Here is a 15,332-nt window from a genome sequence, read left to right as displayed (position 1 = left end):
GTCCGGCCCGTCCGCGTCGTCGGGCTTGCGGCCGCGGACCTTGTCGATGCCGCGCCCCGCACCCCAGGCGGTGACCCGCCACAGGGCCTCGGCGAGGATCGCGCGGCTCATCTTGCTGTTGCCGCGTTCGCGTTCGACGAAGGTGATCGGGACCTCGACCACGCGGAAGCCGTTGCGGACCGCACGCCAGGCCAGGTCGACCTGGAAGCAGTACCCCTGCGACGCGACCGAGTCCATGTCGATGCCGAGCAGGGTCTCCTTGCGGAACGCCCGGTAGCCGCCGGTGACGTCGCGGATGTCCAGGCCCAGCATCATCCGCGAGTAGGTGCTGCCGCCGCGGGAGATGAACTTCCGCGACGCGGGCCAGTTCACGATCGCGCCGCCCGGCACCCACCGCGAGCCCAGGACGAGGTCCGCGTCGCGGATGGCCTCCAGCAGCCGGGGCAGCTGCTCCGGCTGGTGCGAGCCGTCCGCGTCCATCTCGACGAGGATGTCGTAGCCGCGGTCGATGCCCCAGTGGAACCCGGCCAGATAGGCCGCGCCGAGGCCTTCCTTGCCCTTGCGGTGCATGACCTGCACGTGCGGGTCGTTCTCGGCGATCGCGTCCGCGATGGCGCCGGTGCCGTCGGGGCTGTTGTCGTCCGCGACCAGCACGTCGACACCCGGCGCGGCGGCGCGCACCCGGGCGACGATCCCTTCGACGTTCTCCGACTCGTTGTACGTCGGGATGATGACGAGGACCTTGCCCAGGTCGCCGAACTCGGCCGCGCCGTCGGCCGGGGCTGCGGGCTCGTGGGCGCTCACATCGTCTCCTTCGTCACGCGGCCGGCCGGGACGGTCCCCGACATACGGCGTACCCGGCCCGGGGCCGGGGCGGAGGCGGCAGGACGGTGCGGGGGCGCTGCTCCCCGTGCGTGCGTCACGTCGTGGTCTTCCTCGTCGTCTTCGTCGCCCCCCGTGCCGCGCCGTGCGGCCGCGTCGGAGGCGTGGATCGCGGTGGTGCCCCGCCCCGGACGGCGCCGGCCCGCGCCCCGCGGCGAACCCCGGGCACGGCCCGGCGCCGTGCGCGGCGGGAAGGCCTGTCGGCTGTGACGGTACAACGTGCGGGCCCGCCGTGGGGTTTCGCGGTACGCCACGCGCCGCGGCACCGTACCCGCCCGGCCCACCCCGCCGACGGACGCGTTGGCCCGCGGAAAGGCGGCACGGTCGGTGGGGCCTTGCCGCGGCGGGAGATTGGGCCGGACCGGGTCCGCGCCGGCGCGGCAAGGCCGGGATCCCGGGCGGTGGCGGCGCAGCGGGGATCGGGCGGGTTTGGGCGGTCCCGGGCGCGACACGCCGCCGTTGCGGTGTTCGCGGCGGATGGGCGGGGCGGGGGTGTGGGGTGCGGGCGGGTCGGCGGGGGGCGTGTTCCGGGGCCGGTGTCGGGTGCGCGCGTTGACCGCGCGGATGGGACAAGGCTGTTGCGTAAGTGCGCCCGAATGGAGCAACACGGAGGAGTGGTGGTCGGGCGTGTGTGGTGCGGCGCCGGTGGGGTGCGTTGGGTGCGGCGCGGGTCGGGCTGCCCGCTGTCCACCGCTGCGCCGGGCGGTCGTCCGCCGGACCGTGGCCCGGCAGGACGGCCGCGGCGAGAGTGTCGAGTCGCAGCGCGGCAGGGCGTTGGTGCTCGGCCGGATCCGCGACGAGCCCGGCTTCCCGCGCCCACCGGTCGAGCCGCTCGGCCGGTGCGGGCCCGGTCGCCGGGATTCCGGCGCCGCGTCCGTTGCGGTGCTCGGCTGAAGTCGGCGGAGTCTCGGGATGTCGTGGAGGCGCTGCGCGCGGCCGGGGCCGCACCCCCGGGGGGTGTGCCGGGCGGGCGGCGTCGGGCCCGCCTTCGACGACCGCAATCGCGACGCCTCGCCGGGGGCGTCTACCTCCCCCGCCCGGCGAACAGACCGATCCGGCCGGTCGTCGACGGGGCTGTATGAGCCGGCGGGAGCCGCCAGAGCCTCGGTCCTCCGAACCCGGCCCCTGCTCGACGTCGGCGCGGCCGTCGGCGGCTATGCACCGGGACCCGGCGGGCCCGAGGCCATGCGGACGGAGGCGATCAAGGAGTCGGCGGTGGTGCGGACGAGGGTGCGGTAGGCGCACTCCGGCCATGACGGACGCGCGGGGCGCAGCGTGGACGGCGGTGGGCGACGGCTCAGGCCGCCCTTGCCGCGCACGCCCCACCGGCGTCGAGCCGCCGACGCGTTACGGCGACGCGTGAGGGCGACATCCGTGCCGGGCCACGCTCGGGCCCTGCCTCCCAGGACCTCGGGCGTGGGCTTCCCCTCGGCCGACTGCGCCTACCGGGTGCGTGCCGAATCGACGGGGAGGCAAGCGGACGTCGGTCGTGTGGTCGTCCGTTGCTCGACCGGAGACGGTCCGCAGGCACGGTTCCGGTATTCCGGGGGCTGCCGTTCGGGCTGTGTGGGGGGGCTCTCCGTGTCAGGGGGTGCTGCGAGTGGGTCCCGGCCGTCCTTCGGGCCGGCCCCGGACGCCGCTGGCTGCGGGTCGCGGTGGCCGTTGTCTACTGGGCGGCCGGGTACCCACCCGGGTCGCACCGTCCGCCGGGTTCCGCCGCGCGCGTCGTGCCGGGGCGGGCGCACGGGTGCCGCCCCGGTCCGGCGCGGCCGCGCGGGGCGGCGTCCCGGGCGGTACGCGCGCGGGGCCGGGTCTGGCTGTCGGCGGCAGGTGCCGTCGGGCCCGGTGGTGCGCGTGCCGTCCGGGGGGCGTGGCCCGGTCGGTCGTCCTGCGGTGGACATGAGCGAACGTAGTGGGCCGGGCGGGCGGGGTGTCAACCGTGCCGTGACCTGCGAAGTTGTGGTGTTTCGCCTGGTCAGGCGGGTGAGGGGCGGGGCGTGCGGGTGGTGGGCGGAAGGGCATCCACCCGCCGGTCGGCGTAAGCGCCCACCCGTTCGGGGGCGGGCGGGCTGCGGGAAGTGATGCGTGGGGCGAAAGGCCACCCGGCCTGCAGGGATCCCGGCACGCTGCCGGGCGACGAAGCGGTTGTGCCGACGGGCTTGGCGGTGTCCGCCGGCTACCGACCCGACGGGCCGCCGATGCCATCCGTGTTCATCGGCCATCCGTGTTCATCGGCCGCGCCGAGTGGGGCGCCCCTCGGAGCAGCAGACGCCGGTTTTCGGCGGCCCCCCACGACCCCCGCCTGACTTTCGCGTCGTGGGGGGCCGCCGTGTGGACGGTCGGGTCAGGCAGCGAGGGCCGAGCGGCGCAGGGCGCCAATCCCCGTTCGTGCGCGTGCGCTCGTCCTGGGCCCTGCGGCGCCGCGGATCGTTGCCCGGGGTCCGGTGCGCGCGGCCACAACGGCACCTGGTCGTCCGCCGGTTCGCCGATGCGTTCCGCCCCGCCTCGTCGGCCCTGTCCGTTGGACACCCGCTCGCACGGCCGCCGGTCGGTCCGCGGCCGTGCGGTGTCGGTCCCGGCGGGCAGCGGCACGCGCGTCGGTGCGGCGTTCGGCTTCGGCAGGCCGCCGGTGGGGCGAGGCCTCCGGCCCCGCTACGCCCCGCCTCGCCCGTCAGGCCACGCACCCCGTGAACGCCGGTGTCAGTCCCCCGTCCCCACGAGCGCGCCCGGTTTCCGCGGCGGCGAGCGTGAGGCGGCGGACGGCTTCGGTGAGGGTCGGGGTGTCGAGGGTGTAGGGCAGGCGGACGTGGCGTTCGAAGGCGCCGGTGGTGCCGAAGAGGGTGCCGGGGGCCAGGCGCAGGCCGTGGCGGGCGGCGGCTTCGGACAGGACGGTGGTGGAGAGGTTGTCGGTGCGTACCCACAGGGACAGGCCGCCGGGCGGGTGGCGGTGGGTCCAGGTGGGCAGGTGGGTGGCGAGTTCGGCGGCGAGGTGGGTGCGGGCGGCGCGGACGGTGGGGATGCGGGCGTCGAGTATGGCGTCTTCGTGGTCGGCCATCAGGTAGTGGACGACGAGTTGGTCGAGGACGGGTGCGGCGACGTCGAGTCCGGCGCGGGTGGCGGTGAAGCGGCGGATGAGTTCGGGGGTGGCGCGGATCCAGCCGATGCGCAGGCCGCCCCAGAAGGACTTGGCGGCGGAGCCGAGGGTGACCACGGTGCCGGCGCGGTCGAATGCGGCGACGGGTGCGGGGTGGTCGGGGTGCGGGGCCGGGGGGGTGTCCAGGGCGAGGTCGGCGCAGGTTTCGTCGACGACGAGGACGGTGCCGGTGGCGCGGGCGGCGTCGACGAGGGCGCGGCGGGTCTCGGCGGTGGCGAGGTGGCCGGTGGGGTTCTGGTAGTCGGCGATGACGTAGGCGAGGCGGGGGCTGGCGGCGCGCAGGGCGTCGCGCCAGGCGGGCAGGTCCCAGCCGTCGTCGGCCATGGGCACGGGGACGGGGCGGCCGCCGCCGGCGCGGACGGCTTCGATGGCGTTGGCGTAGGTGGGTGATTCGACGGCGACGCGGTCGCCGGGGTGGACGAAGGTGCGCAGCAGCAGGACCCACGCGGACAGGGCGCCGGAGGTGACGAGGATCTGGTCGGGGGTGGTGGGGGCGCCGCGGCGGGTGTAGCGGGCGGCGATGGTTTCGCGCAGGAGGGGCAGGCCTGCGGGGTGGTAGCCGTGGGCGGTGGTGTAGGCGGGCAGTGCGTCGGCGGCGTCGGCGACGGCGCGGTGCAGGGGGCGGCCGGGGCCGGGGAGGGCGGCGACGCCGAGGTCGATGATGCCGGTGATGGAGGACGGGACCAGGGCGCGGGTGGGCGGTTCGGGGTGGTGGTTGGGCAGGGCGGTCCAGGAGCCGGAGCCGCGGCGGGAGACCAGGTAGCCGTCCGAGCGCAGGAGGTCGTAGGCGGCGGCGACGGTGGTGCGGGAGACGCCGAGCCGGTCGGCGAGGCCGCGTTCGGCGGGCAGGCGGGCGGTGAGCGGGACCCGGCCGTCCAGGACGAGCGCGCGGATCCGGTCGGCGAGCGCCCGGTAGGCGGGGGTGGCCGGGCCGGACGGGCCTGCCGGTGCCGGGCCGGGCAGGGAGGCGGCCGCGGTGGGGTCGGCGGCGTGCTGCCAGGGGTCGAGGAGGTCGGCGAGGCGGGTGCTGGTCACGGTCAGATGCCGACTGCTCATCAGTCCACTCCTGTGCGATTGGCTCTGGATCGACAATCCAGTTTTCCGGATTCTCGCATCAGTGGCTCTTTTTCGGGAGCCTGTTTCGGGGAGGACACGAACCGGTGGACTGGTTGCTGGCACGCCGCATCGTCCAGCTGTACGCGGGATTGGCCCTGTACGGCTTCAGCATGGCGCTCATGATCCGCGCCGGACTCGGCCTCGACCCGTGGGACGTCTTCCACCAGGGCCTGCAGGAACGCACCCCGCTCAGCTTCGGCATGGTCACCGTCGCCGTCGGCGCCGCGGTCCTGCTGCTGTGGTGGCCGATCCGCCAGCGCCCCGGCCTGGGCACGGTCTCCAACGTCGTCGTCATCGGCCTGGCCGTCGACGCGTCCCTCGCGTTCCTGCCCGACGCGCACGGGATCGGGTGGCAGGCCGTTTTCATGGTCGCGTCCGTCGTCCTGAACGCCGTGGCCGGCGGCGCGTACATCGGCGCCCGCTTCGGCCCCGGCCCCCGCGACGGCCTCATGACCGGCCTGGTCGCCCGCACCGGCCGCTCGGTACGCCTGGTCCGCACCGGCATCGAGCTCGCCGTGCTGGCCGCCGGCGTCCTCCTCGGCGGCTCCGCCGGCATCGGCACCGTCGTGTACGCGCTGGGCATCGGCCCCCTCGTCCAGGTGTTCCTGCCCCTGTTCACCGTCCCGCAGGGCGACAAGGAACGCGCACGGGTCGCGCGCCGCGGAGGCAAACGCGCCACCGGCCCCCGACCGCGGCCGCGCGAGACCCCGGTGGTGGCGGCAGCCGCAAGCGCCGCGGAGTAGGCGGCGCAGCGGACCGCCGCGTGCGCGGAGGGCTGCGGTCGGCCCGCGTGCCGGGAGAACGCGGCAGGGGGCGCGGATGCCCCCTGCCGTGGTGGTTTCGCCGTGCGGGTCTACTCCGCGTCGTCCGCCCGATGGATCGTGCGCCCGCGGACGACCGTGTGCAGGCAGACCGGGAGCGGTTCGCCCGGGGTCAGGTCCGGCAGGCCGGGGGTGCCGGAGCTGGGGTCGGTGGACCACGCGGACAGGCGCGAGTCGGGGGCCTGGACGGTCAGTTCGCCGGTACGCCACACCGCGTAGGTGGCGGGGGCGCCGGGGACGAGGACGCCGTCGGCGTCCCGGCCCAGGGCGCGGTGCCCGCCGCGGGTGTGCGCGGTGAACGCGGCACGGACCGAGATCCGCTCGGCCGCAGTCCGATGGAAGGCCGCGGCGCGGACGGCGGCCCACGGGCCCAGGGGGGTGACCGGCGCGTCCGAGCCGAACGCCAGGGGGACCCCGGCGCGGTTCAACGTGGCGAACGGGTTGAGGGCGGCCGCGCGTTCGGCGCCGAGGCGACGGGCGTACATGCCGTCCGGGCCACCCCACGCCGCGTCGAAACCGGGCTGGACCGACGCCACCAGGCCCAGTTCGGCGAAACCGGCCAAAGCGTCGGCCGACACCATCTCCGCGTGCTCGACCCGGTGCCGCAGCGCCCGCACCGCGGCCGCGCCGTGCCGGTCCGCGGCGGCGCGGGCTCCGGCGACCACGGCGTCGACCGCCGCGTCGCCGATGGCGTGGAAACCGGCCTGCACACCGGCTTCGGTGCACGCGGCCACGTGCCCGGCGACCTCTTCCGCGGTCAGGTACGCGCGCCCGGACGTGCCGGGGCGGTCGTCGTAAGGGGCGTGCAGACAGGCGGTGTGCGAGCCGAGGGCGCCGTCGGCGAACAGGTCCCCGCCCAGGCCCCGGACACCCATCGCGGCCGCCAGGTCCCGGGCCTCGCCCGCGGATGTGACGGCCTGGCCCCAGTACGCGTCCACGTCCGGCCCGGCCCCCTCCGCGGCGATCGCCAGCAGGCCGGCCAGGTCGTCCGCACCGGAGATGTCCGGGCCCGCGCACTCGTGCACGCCGCCGATGCCGAGCGCGGCCGCGCGGGCGAGCGCGGCACGCTGCGCCGCGTCCCGCTGCGCCGGGGTGACGGCGGCGAACGCGGCGGCCCGCACCGCGTGGTGCGCTTCCCCGGTCAGCGGGCCGTCGGCGTCGAAGCCCGGCAGGCCGGCCACGTCCGGCACGAGGGCGCGCAGCGCGGGCGACGCGAGCGCGGAGTGCACGTCGACGCGCGACAGGTACACCGGGCGGCCGTCGGCGGCGCGGTCCAGTTGCGCGGCGGTCGGCAGGCCGTCGGGGAACTGCGGGTCGTCCCAGCCCTGGCCGAGCACGACCGCGCCCGCGGGCTGCGCCGCGGCGAACGCGGCGACGGCGTCCAGGGCCCGGCCGGGAGCACAGCCGGACAGGTCGAGTCCGGTCAGGGCCAGGCCGGCGCTGGTGGTGTGGACGTGCGCGTCGACGAACGCCGGGGCGACGAGGGCGCCGCGCAGGTCGACGACCTCGTCCGCGGCGGACAGGTGCGCTTCGGCGGCGCCTTCCGCGCCGATCCAGGCGACGGTGCCGTCTTCGACCACCATGGCGGTGGCGAACGGGTCCGCGGGACTGTAGACGGCGCCGTTGCGCAGGAGGATCACGGTCATGGGGAGTAAGTCTGCCGCTTCGGAGGGCAAGGCCCGGCGACCGGGCCCTTCCCCACCCCCTACAGGTTCGGCGGCCGTCCCTCGTACGGTGTGCTCAGCACCACCGTCGTGCGGGTCGACACGTTCGCCGCCGCACGGATCTTCGCCAGGAGCGTCTCCAGGTCGCCCGGGGCGCCGACCCGCACCTTGAGGATGTAGCTCTCCTCGCCCGCCACGCTGTGGCAGGCCTCCACTTCGTCCAGGCCGGCCAGCCGCTCGGGCGCGTCGTCGGGGGCCGCGGGGTCGATGGGTTTGACGGAGATGAACGCCGTCAGCGGCAAGCCGAGCGCCTCCGAATCCACCACGGCCGCGTAGCCGCGGATGATCCCGCGCTGCTCGAGCCTGCGTACCCGCTGGTGCGCCGCGGACGTGGACAGGCCGGTGGCCTTGCCCACATCGGTGTAGCTCATCCGCCCGTCGCGCACCAGCAGCCGGACGATCTGTCGGTCGAGGTCCTCCACGCGCCCCAACCTAGGGCATGACCGGGCCCCGCCACCCGCTCGCCCCCGCCCCGACACCACGACCGGACCACCACCGGCCGCCGCAAACCGCGATCGGCACGAACCAATTCGCGTGTCCCCGGGACCGGCCCGTTATGCGCCACTACGCTGGATGCCCATGACGACCGCAGGCCGCCCGCCCGTGCTCGACCAGCTCGACCGCGCCCTCCAACGCGCGCTCGCCCGCGACGAAACCTCCCCCGCCCGCGCCCGCCAACTGCGCTGGGTCGCCGGCGAACTGCGCCGCGCCCTGGACACCGACGGCTTCCCCGAACAGGCCCGCGACTCCCTCACCGACCTGTTCAAAGCCGGCCCCCTCACCGCCTACATCACCCTCGCCTCGCGCGGCGACCTGCGCACCCGCGCCGCCCCCGGCAGCCCCGCCTCCACCAACGCCAGCATCCGCATCCGCCTGGACTGCCTCGACATCCTCGCCCGCGCCGGCACCGTCCCCATCGAAGCCCCCGAACGCCCCGCCCTCCCCGAACCCAAAACCCCCGTCGGCCCCCGCCAGCGCTCCCTCCTGCACGGCTGGCTCGAAGCCGGCGCCGACCGACCCGGCGCCGACCCCGGCCGCGTCCGCCTCTTCGCCCTCATCGGCGTCGTCCTCGACACCGGCGCCCGCGCCGGCGAACTGTGCGCCCTGCGCACCCGCGACCTCACCGCGGACCTCGCCACCGTCACCATCGTCCGCAAACCCCAAGCCCGCTCCATCGCCCCACCGGTCACCGAACACCACCACCTGACCGCCCCCACCCGCATCGCCCTGCGCCAATGGCTCACCGTCCGCGACGACCTCATCCGCGAAGTCCAAGGCACCGCCAACGCCTTGTGGGTCTCCGTACGCGGCAACCACGCCGGCATCCTCGACGCCGCCGGCCAAGCCCAACTCCGCCCCGCCGGAATGCCGTTGATGCCCCGCGGCCTCGCCCGCGCCTACACCCGCACCGTCGTCCAGGTCAACGCCGACATGCTCGGCCAACCCGGCTGGGAACCCCTCCCGTACCGCCTCGAACAACTCCGCCGCGCCATCGACCCGCACCCCGAACCCGAGACGGAAACCGCACCCCCGCCGACCGGAAAAGCCCGCAAGACCGCCAAGACCGCCCCCTGACCGAACCCGGCCGCAAGCACCCTCCCGCGGCCGGCCCGCCCCGGGCCGACCCACCCGCCGTGCCCGCCGCGCAACTGTCCGCTGTCGCCCGCACGTTCGTCCCCACCAGGGGCTGCACAGCAGCCCACCCCGGGGGCTATGGTCGGCGCAGCGGCACCACCGGGGCCCGCCGGACGAACGGGCCTCCTCCGCGGACGCGACAGGGGGGAACCACCAACATGAGCAGCATCGCCCTGGACATCCGCGACGCGGCCGACCACCCCGACACCCCGCCCGCCGGCCCGGCCCCCGCACCGGACGACGACGTCACCGGCAGACCCGCCACCCCGGCCGCCCGCACCCGCACCGCACCCGCCCGGGTCCGCTGCGCCCACTGCGGCACCGTCCTGGCCACCGACCCGGACCGGCCCACGGACGCACGCGAGGCGACGGACACGGCAGGGGACTTCGCCGATCCGGACGTCGAACCCGACGACAACGGCTCCGCGATGCACGCCGAAGAAGCGGCCCCGACGCCGATCCCGGTCCACGCCCTCGACCCGGCCCCGGCCACCCCCTTCACCGCCGTGACCTGCCCCGGCAGCGGCCGCGGCGCCGACCCGCGCACCGGCGACGTCCCCGAGACCAAGCCCGACCCGGCCCCCGCACCCGCCACCACACTGCCGCCCGGACTCCACTGGCGCAGCCAGCCGTTCTCGCACCGCGGCTACTGACCGCCCGCCGCGACGGCACCCGGACACGAACCCCCGCCCACGCACGACCCCGCCGGGCCGGTGCCCCCGCGACGGCTATATTCACCGCGTGGACGCCACCCCCCAGCCCGGCACCGACCTCGACCCCGCCGAGTTCACCGCCGCCATCGAGGACTTCAACCGCGTCTACATCCGCCTGCCCGCACTCGAACAGCATCCGTTCACCACCCTGTCCGTCCTGGACACGCTCGCCACCGCGGAGCGCCCGCTGCGCCTGACCGAACTGCTGCGCACCGAGCAGATGACACAGCCGGGCATCACCCAGCTCGTCACCCGCCTGGAACGCGAAGGGCTCGTGGAGCGCCGCCCGGATCCCACGGACAAACGCGCCGTCCTCGTGCACATCACCGACGCCGGACGCGGCATCGGCCGGTCCCGCACCGCGGACCGCACCCGCCACCTGGCCCCGCTGCTGGCCGCACTCACACCCGCGGAACGCACCGCACTCGCCGCCGCCTTGCCGGCCCTCACCCGGCTGGCCGCGCTCGGCCGGGAACGCGACTGAACACCGTGCATTCGCCAACCCGGCCCGGCGCGGCCCCGGCGGCGCAGCCGGGGGTTGGCTAGGGTTCCGGTCCCATGACCACGAACACCGCATCCGGCACCCCACCCCGTGCCGGGACCGACCCGCAGCTGGCCGTCACCGCGGCCCTCGCGGGCGCCGACATCGTCCGGTCGCTGTGCGGCACACCCGTGTCCCGGGTCGACAAGGGCGCCGGAGACTTCGCGACCGCCGCCGACCTCGCCGCCGAACAGGCCATCGTCGACCTGCTGCGCACCGCACGCCCCGACGACGCGGTCACCGGCGAGGAATCCGGCCGCACCGGAGCCGACCGAGCCGAACGCCGTTGGCTGGTCGATCCGCTGTGCGGCACGCTCAACTACGCGGCAGGCAACCTGGCGGTCGCGGTCAACGTCGCGCTGCGCACCGGCGACCGCACGACCGCGGCCGCGGTCGCGGCCCCGTTCACCGGGGACGTGTTCTGGACGGACGGGACCGGCGCGTACGTGCGCCGCGGCGCAGCGGCGGCATTCGGCACCGCGGCATCGGCGGGCGGCAGCGTTTCCGAGACCGCGGTGCCGTCGCCCGGCACGTGCCTGGTCGATGTGAACCTCGACCCGCCGTTCCCGCACGCCCCCGCCTTCCGCGCCGTCGACCTGCCGGCCGCGCCGGGGTTCGCCGCCCGGTTCCGGCCGCGCGTGGTCTCCACGACGCTGGCGGTGGCGTGGGTGGCGTCGGGGCAGCGCGCCGGTTATGTCACCGACGGCGGCGACCTGCGCGGCAGCGTGCACTTCGCCGCGGGGATCGCCTTGTGCGAGGCGGCGGGCTGCGTCGTGACCGGCATCGACGGCCGCCCCCTCGGTACGAGCACCGGCGGCCTGATCGCCGCCGCGGACGCCGACACGCACACCGCGCTCGTCGAGGCCATCCGCAGCGGGGAGCGCCGGTCGGGCATCTAGTCGACAGGGCCAACATCGCCTCATGGCGCGGCAGTGGCTACACCTTGGACGGGGTAGGGGCAGCCGCCGTTACGGCACGTTCCACCCGAGCACGACTGGCAGCTTGTGCTCGTAACCCAGCGTGTTGACCGTCCCCGGATGCGGGTGCCCGAACTGCCGCGCGGCCGACGCGTCGAGCCCGAGCCAGCGCGCGGTGAGTATGCGTGACAGGTGGCCGTGTGCAACGACGGCAACGTCGCCCCTGTCCAATAGCGGCCTGACCCGGCCGAGGAAGGCGTCGACCCGCACTGTCACGTGCCCGAGGTCCTCGCCGCCGTCGACGCCGTCGCGCCACAGCTCCCAGCCGGGCTTGAGATCCTGGATCTGATCGGCGGTCAGCCCCTCGTAGCGGCCGTAGTCCCACTCGATCAGGTCCGCGTCGGGCTCCGCGCTGCTCAGCCCCGCCAGTTCGGCCGTCCGGACGGCGCGAGTCAGCGGGCTGACATAGATGGCGGCGAACTCCCGTTCGGACAGCCGAGGTGCGAGCGCACGTGCCACGTCCTCCCCCGCCTCGGTCAGCGGCAGATCGGTACGGCCGGCATGCCGACCGGTCCGGCTCCATGCGGTCTCGCCGTGCCTGATCACCACCAGTTCGCCCATGGCTGGGGACCATATCTCGTATCGAACACAGGCAGACGTTGCCTGCGACGGCACTGACTGGGCCTTGGGGACCGGGCCAGACCGCTCGACCATGAGGGCGATGCCGTCCGGCAGCGGCTTGAGGCCGAAGGCGAACAGGGCGTCGAAGTCGAGGTCGTAGCCCGCGTCGAAGCTGCCATCGAGGACCTCGGCGGACAGCCTCCGACGCCTCCGTGGAACGCGTGAAGAACACGATCGCCTTCGACGTGTGACGGGGAGTGGGCGGGGGTCAGGCGGATACCCCGTCGAGGAGCAGCGTTGCGGACGCGCGGTCCAGGTAGGCGCCGGCCCCGTTGGACGACCACTGGGCGGGCGCGGGGACGAGGGAGCGCAACGCGGCCGGCATCTCGAGCAGTTCGGGTGCGCCGTTCGGCTGCCACGGGCCCCAGGCGTCCGCGGTGGCGGGGTCCGCGAGACGGACGACGCCGTAGAACACCCAGTCGTGCGGGCCCGGCACCGACACGCGCGACGTGCCGGGCGTGCCGAGGGCCCGGATGCACCACGTGGCGGACACCGCCGGCCCCATCGGCCGGACCCGCGCGGCCAGGTCCGACGCGTCGGAACTCAGCGGCGCACAGCGGTGTGCCGCCTCCTCGGCCTCGGCATCCGAGGAACTCCCGAAGCTGTCGCAGGCCATGAGCACACCCGCCATCGCGACGAGTACTCCCGCGACCGCTGTCGCCTTGGTCCTCCGCCGGGCCATACGCACGCCTCGATCCCCCGATTCCCCGCTCCCACGTCGACGTCGACGTCCGAGTCTGTCGCCGGAAGTCCGCGCCCGCATCCGGCTTCGGACGTAGTTCCTGCGGTGGTGGCGCAGTAAATAAGGAATGGACGCCCACGCCTGAGAGTGCAAATATATTCCGCATGACGCATGTTCATGCATTTCCTGAAGGGGCCTCCCCGGGCTCCCTTCCCGGCGCCGGCCCGCTGACCTGGCCGACGGGCTTCCGCGCCTACACCGGGCACGGCGGGCTGCGCGCGCACGGCGACGACATCTCGATCGTCGCCTCCGACCGGCCCGCCGTCAGCGCCGCCGTGTTCACCCAAAGCCTCTTCGCCGGACCCGCCGTCGTCCTCAGCCGCACCCACGCCGCCGGACAGCGCCTGCGCGCGGTCACCACACTCGCGCAGAACGCCAACGTCGCCACCGGACGCCAAGGACACGAAAACGCCGCCGAAGTCGTCCGCCGCGTCGCCGCCATCGCCCAGGTCCCCGACGACGAAATCCTCATCGGCTCCACCGGCGTCATCGGACGCCCCCTGCCGATGGACACCATCCGCGCCCACTTCGACACCGCCGCCGAACCCGGCCTCGCCGCCTTCACCGCCGCACCACTCGACGTGGCCCGCGCGATGATGACCACCGACACCCGCCCCAAAACCGCCGAACGCACCGTCGGCCAAGCCCGCATCGTCGGCGTCGCCAAAGGCGTCGGCATGCTCGAGCCGAACATGGCGACCATGCTCGCCTACCTCGTCACCGACGCCGAACTGACGCCCGCCGACCTGGACACGGCGCTGCGCACCGCCGTCGACCGCACGTTCAACTGCCTGAGCGTCGACACCGACACCTCCACATCCGACACGGTGGCGGTGATCGCCAACGGCGCCGCCGGCCCCGTCGACCCGGCCGCCTTCGCCGCCGCGCTCGCCGACCTGTGCCTGGACCTCACCCTCCAACTCGCCCGCGACGGCGAAGGCGCCACCAAGCTCCTGCGCGTCACCGTCACCGGCGGCCGCGACCACGCCCAGGCCAAACGCATCGCCAAGAGCGTGGTGAACTCACCGCTGGTCAAGACCGCCGTGCACGGCGCCGACCCGAACTGGGGCCGCGTGGTCATGGCGATCGGCAAGAACACCGACGACACCGACATCGTGCCGGGCAACGTCACCGTCCGGTTCGGCGACGTCGAGGTATACCCGGAAGAACCGGAGCCCGGCACCCTCGACACACTCGCCGCGATCATGCGCCGACCCCAGGTCGACATCGGCATCACCCTCGGCATCGCAGAGGGGGAAGCGGCCGTGTACGGCTGCGACTTGTCGGCCGGCTACGTCCGCGTCAACGCGGACTACACGAGCTGACCGCAGCCGCCGGTCGTCAGGGCGCCTTCGGGCTTTCCTGTGGATCATCCTGCGGACGGATGATCCACAGGTCCGGCTCAGGCTGCGTCCTTCAGGGCTTCCTGCACCACCGCCGCCGGGCGTGCCCTTCGGTCCGACGTCGTGGGCCGCACCGGTTTTGTCCATGACCTCGGCCAGAGCGGAGCCGGCTCCGCGGCGGGGGACCGCCCGCCGCGGTCAGCCTTGCCCGGTTCGACGCAGCACTTCCGCGAGGCGGCTGAACCCGGGATCGGGGTCCCGCCGTTCTTCTCGAAGAGCAGGGCTTCGGCCAGCCCGAGCCTTTCCCCGCCGGGCAGGGTTCTGCTGCCCGTCCAGACCAGCGCCTGCAGTTGCGGGTTGTCCACGTCGAGGAACCGGGCCATCGGCTCCAGGGCCCGGTCCGTCCGCGCGCACCACCGGGCCACTTCGGTCCAGAAGCCGCCCACGGTGTTCCAGCAGACCGTGGACCGGGGGCCGAGCAGCAACCGGACCTCCTCGGACGAGCGCATCACGGCGAGGTCGTGGGAGGAGAGATTCCGAAGGTCCTCCAGGAAGGAGACGGCGAGTTCATACTCCGACTCGCCTGCCAGTTCCTCTTCGAGGACGGCCAAGACGCCCGCGAGGGCGCCGTTGTCCCTGCGAACCGTCCGAAACGCGACTTCCCGACAGACCTCCCGGTCGCTGGTGTCGGCCAGCGACCTGCGCGGGATGCCCGCAGCCTCCAGAAGCCGTTCCGGCAGCCCGGTCGGCCGCCGACGCCATGGCATCCGCATCAGGTCCCCCTCCAGTCGCGCTCCGCGTCAGCCCGACTGCGGGCGATCAGACTCGCACAGCACCGAAGCGACAGCCCCGGCGGGCTACCGCAGCGAAACCGACAACTCCCCCGAACCCCCGACGCCTTCGAAACTCGGGTTCCGGCTCAGGTTCCGTGGTGCGGCGCGTCCGCTCCGCACACCGCGGCCGACGAAGAGGGAGACACCACGTCAGCGGCTTGCACCGGGTCGGTTCCCGCGGCGCACGGGACCCGCCCCCCCAGAAGTTGAGCCAGAACCCGAGATTCGAC

At 74.7% G+C, this 15,332-nt stretch carries 12 protein-coding genes and 1 pseudogene; 6 read left to right on the top strand and 7 right to left on the bottom strand.

Annotated elements, in window-relative coordinates:
* Positions 1-24 precede the first annotated feature (24 nt).
* Together ABEA93_RS22710 and yczR are read right to left on the bottom strand one after the other, a co-directional pair.
* A pseudogene (locus ABEA93_RS22710) lies at positions 25-804 on the bottom strand (polyprenol monophosphomannose synthase); the annotation flags it as partial.
* Between the two features lie 2,749 nt (positions 805-3,553).
* Entirely contained in the window at positions 3,554-5,092 is a 1,539-nt protein-coding gene (gene yczR, locus ABEA93_RS22705) for a MocR-like transcription factor YczR (protein WP_345677528.1), read from the bottom strand.
* Positions 5,093-5,196: 104 nt separating this feature from the next.
* Between yczR and yczE the strand changes: the two genes are divergently transcribed.
* Complete coding sequence (gene yczE, locus ABEA93_RS22700) at positions 5,197-5,895, top strand: membrane protein YczE (RefSeq protein WP_425585047.1); 699 nt, start codon at positions 5,197-5,199, stop codon at positions 5,893-5,895.
* Positions 5,896-6,005: 110 nt separating this feature from the next.
* Here yczE and ABEA93_RS22695 read toward each other — a convergent pair whose 3' ends face one another.
* Positions 6,006-7,619, bottom strand: coding sequence for an amidohydrolase (locus ABEA93_RS22695; RefSeq protein ID WP_345677527.1), 1,614 nt, complete (start codon positions 7,617-7,619; stop codon positions 6,006-6,008).
* A gap of 59 nt (positions 7,620-7,678) precedes the next feature.
* Positions 7,679-8,119 carry an Lrp/AsnC family transcriptional regulator gene (locus ABEA93_RS22690; protein WP_345677526.1) on the bottom strand — a complete coding sequence of 147 codons (441 nt, stop codon included), beginning with the start codon at positions 8,117-8,119 and terminating at the stop codon, positions 7,679-7,681.
* A 157-nt stretch (positions 8,120-8,276) separates the two neighbouring features.
* On the opposite strand from ABEA93_RS22690, the gene ABEA93_RS22685 reads away from it, so the two are divergent.
* The 4 genes from ABEA93_RS22685 to ABEA93_RS22670 all read left to right on the top strand — a co-directional run bounded on the left by ABEA93_RS22685 (position 8,277) and on the right by ABEA93_RS22670 (position 11,485).
* Entirely contained in the window at positions 8,277-9,272 is a 996-nt protein-coding gene (locus tag ABEA93_RS22685) for a hypothetical protein (protein ID WP_345677525.1), read from the top strand.
* A gap of 218 nt (positions 9,273-9,490) precedes the next feature.
* Positions 9,491-9,985: a hypothetical protein gene (locus tag ABEA93_RS22680; RefSeq protein ID WP_345677524.1), complete on the top strand. Its 495-nt coding sequence runs from the start codon at positions 9,491-9,493 to the stop codon at positions 9,983-9,985.
* A gap of 88 nt (positions 9,986-10,073) precedes the next feature.
* The gene (locus ABEA93_RS22675; RefSeq protein WP_345677523.1) at positions 10,074-10,529 is read left to right on the top strand and encodes a MarR family winged helix-turn-helix transcriptional regulator; all 456 of its coding nucleotides are present in this window, start codon (positions 10,074-10,076) and stop codon (positions 10,527-10,529) included.
* Positions 10,530-10,603: 74 nt separating this feature from the next.
* Positions 10,604-11,485: an inositol monophosphatase family protein gene (locus ABEA93_RS22670; protein WP_345677522.1), complete on the top strand. Its 882-nt coding sequence runs from the start codon at positions 10,604-10,606 to the stop codon at positions 11,483-11,485.
* Between the two features lie 69 nt (positions 11,486-11,554).
* On the opposite strand, the gene ABEA93_RS22665 is transcribed toward ABEA93_RS22670, so the two are convergent.
* Both ABEA93_RS22665 and ABEA93_RS22660 read right to left on the bottom strand, forming a co-directional pair.
* Complete coding sequence (locus ABEA93_RS22665) at positions 11,555-12,124, bottom strand: histidine phosphatase family protein (RefSeq protein WP_345677520.1); 570 nt, start codon at positions 12,122-12,124, stop codon at positions 11,555-11,557.
* 268 nt (positions 12,125-12,392) lie between these two features.
* The gene (locus tag ABEA93_RS22660; RefSeq protein ID WP_345677519.1) at positions 12,393-12,866 is read right to left on the bottom strand and encodes a hypothetical protein; all 474 of its coding nucleotides are present in this window, start codon (positions 12,864-12,866) and stop codon (positions 12,393-12,395) included.
* Positions 12,867-13,030: 164 nt separating this feature from the next.
* On the opposite strand from ABEA93_RS22660, the gene argJ reads away from it, so the two are divergent.
* Positions 13,031-14,251: a bifunctional glutamate N-acetyltransferase/amino-acid acetyltransferase ArgJ gene (gene argJ, locus ABEA93_RS22655; protein WP_345677518.1), complete on the top strand. Its 1,221-nt coding sequence runs from the start codon at positions 13,031-13,033 to the stop codon at positions 14,249-14,251.
* 77 nt (positions 14,252-14,328) lie between these two features.
* Here the strand turns inward: argJ and ABEA93_RS22650 are convergent, their stop codons facing one another.
* Positions 14,329-15,042, bottom strand: a complete 714-nt coding sequence (locus ABEA93_RS22650) for a hypothetical protein (protein WP_345677517.1) — start codon at positions 15,040-15,042, stop codon at positions 14,329-14,331.
* Between the last annotated feature and the right edge of the window lie 290 nt (positions 15,043-15,332).

It is taken from the genome of Yinghuangia aomiensis (genome assembly GCF_039542225.1).
Taxonomy (GTDB): Bacteria; Actinomycetota; Actinomycetes; order Streptomycetales; family Streptomycetaceae; genus Yinghuangia; species Yinghuangia aomiensis.
Note: the sequence above shows the minus strand (reverse complement) of the source record. Positions and strands in the feature narration are given on the sequence as shown.

Coding starts and splice junctions, on each gene's coding strand:
- argJ (WP_345677518.1), top strand. CDS start 13,031: ATGACGCATGTTCATGCATTTCCTGAAGGGGCCTCCCCGGGCTCCCTT.
- ABEA93_RS22660 (WP_345677519.1), bottom strand. CDS start 12,866: ATGGCCCGGCGGAGGACCAAGGCGACAGCGGTCGCGGGAGTACTCGTC.
- ABEA93_RS22665 (WP_345677520.1), bottom strand. CDS start 12,124: ATGGGCGAACTGGTGGTGATCAGGCACGGCGAGACCGCATGGAGCCGG.
- ABEA93_RS22695 (WP_345677527.1), bottom strand. CDS start 7,619: ATGACCGTGATCCTCCTGCGCAACGGCGCCGTCTACAGTCCCGCGGAC.
- ABEA93_RS22685 (WP_345677525.1), top strand. CDS start 8,277: ATGACGACCGCAGGCCGCCCGCCCGTGCTCGACCAGCTCGACCGCGCC.
- yczR (WP_345677528.1), bottom strand. CDS start 5,092: ATGAGCAGTCGGCATCTGACCGTGACCAGCACCCGCCTCGCCGACCTC.
- ABEA93_RS22670 (WP_345677522.1), top strand. CDS start 10,604: ATGACCACGAACACCGCATCCGGCACCCCACCCCGTGCCGGGACCGAC.
- ABEA93_RS22680 (WP_345677524.1), top strand. CDS start 9,491: ATGAGCAGCATCGCCCTGGACATCCGCGACGCGGCCGACCACCCCGAC.
- ABEA93_RS22650 (WP_345677517.1), bottom strand. CDS start 15,042: ATGCGGATGCCATGGCGTCGGCGGCCGACCGGGCTGCCGGAACGGCTT.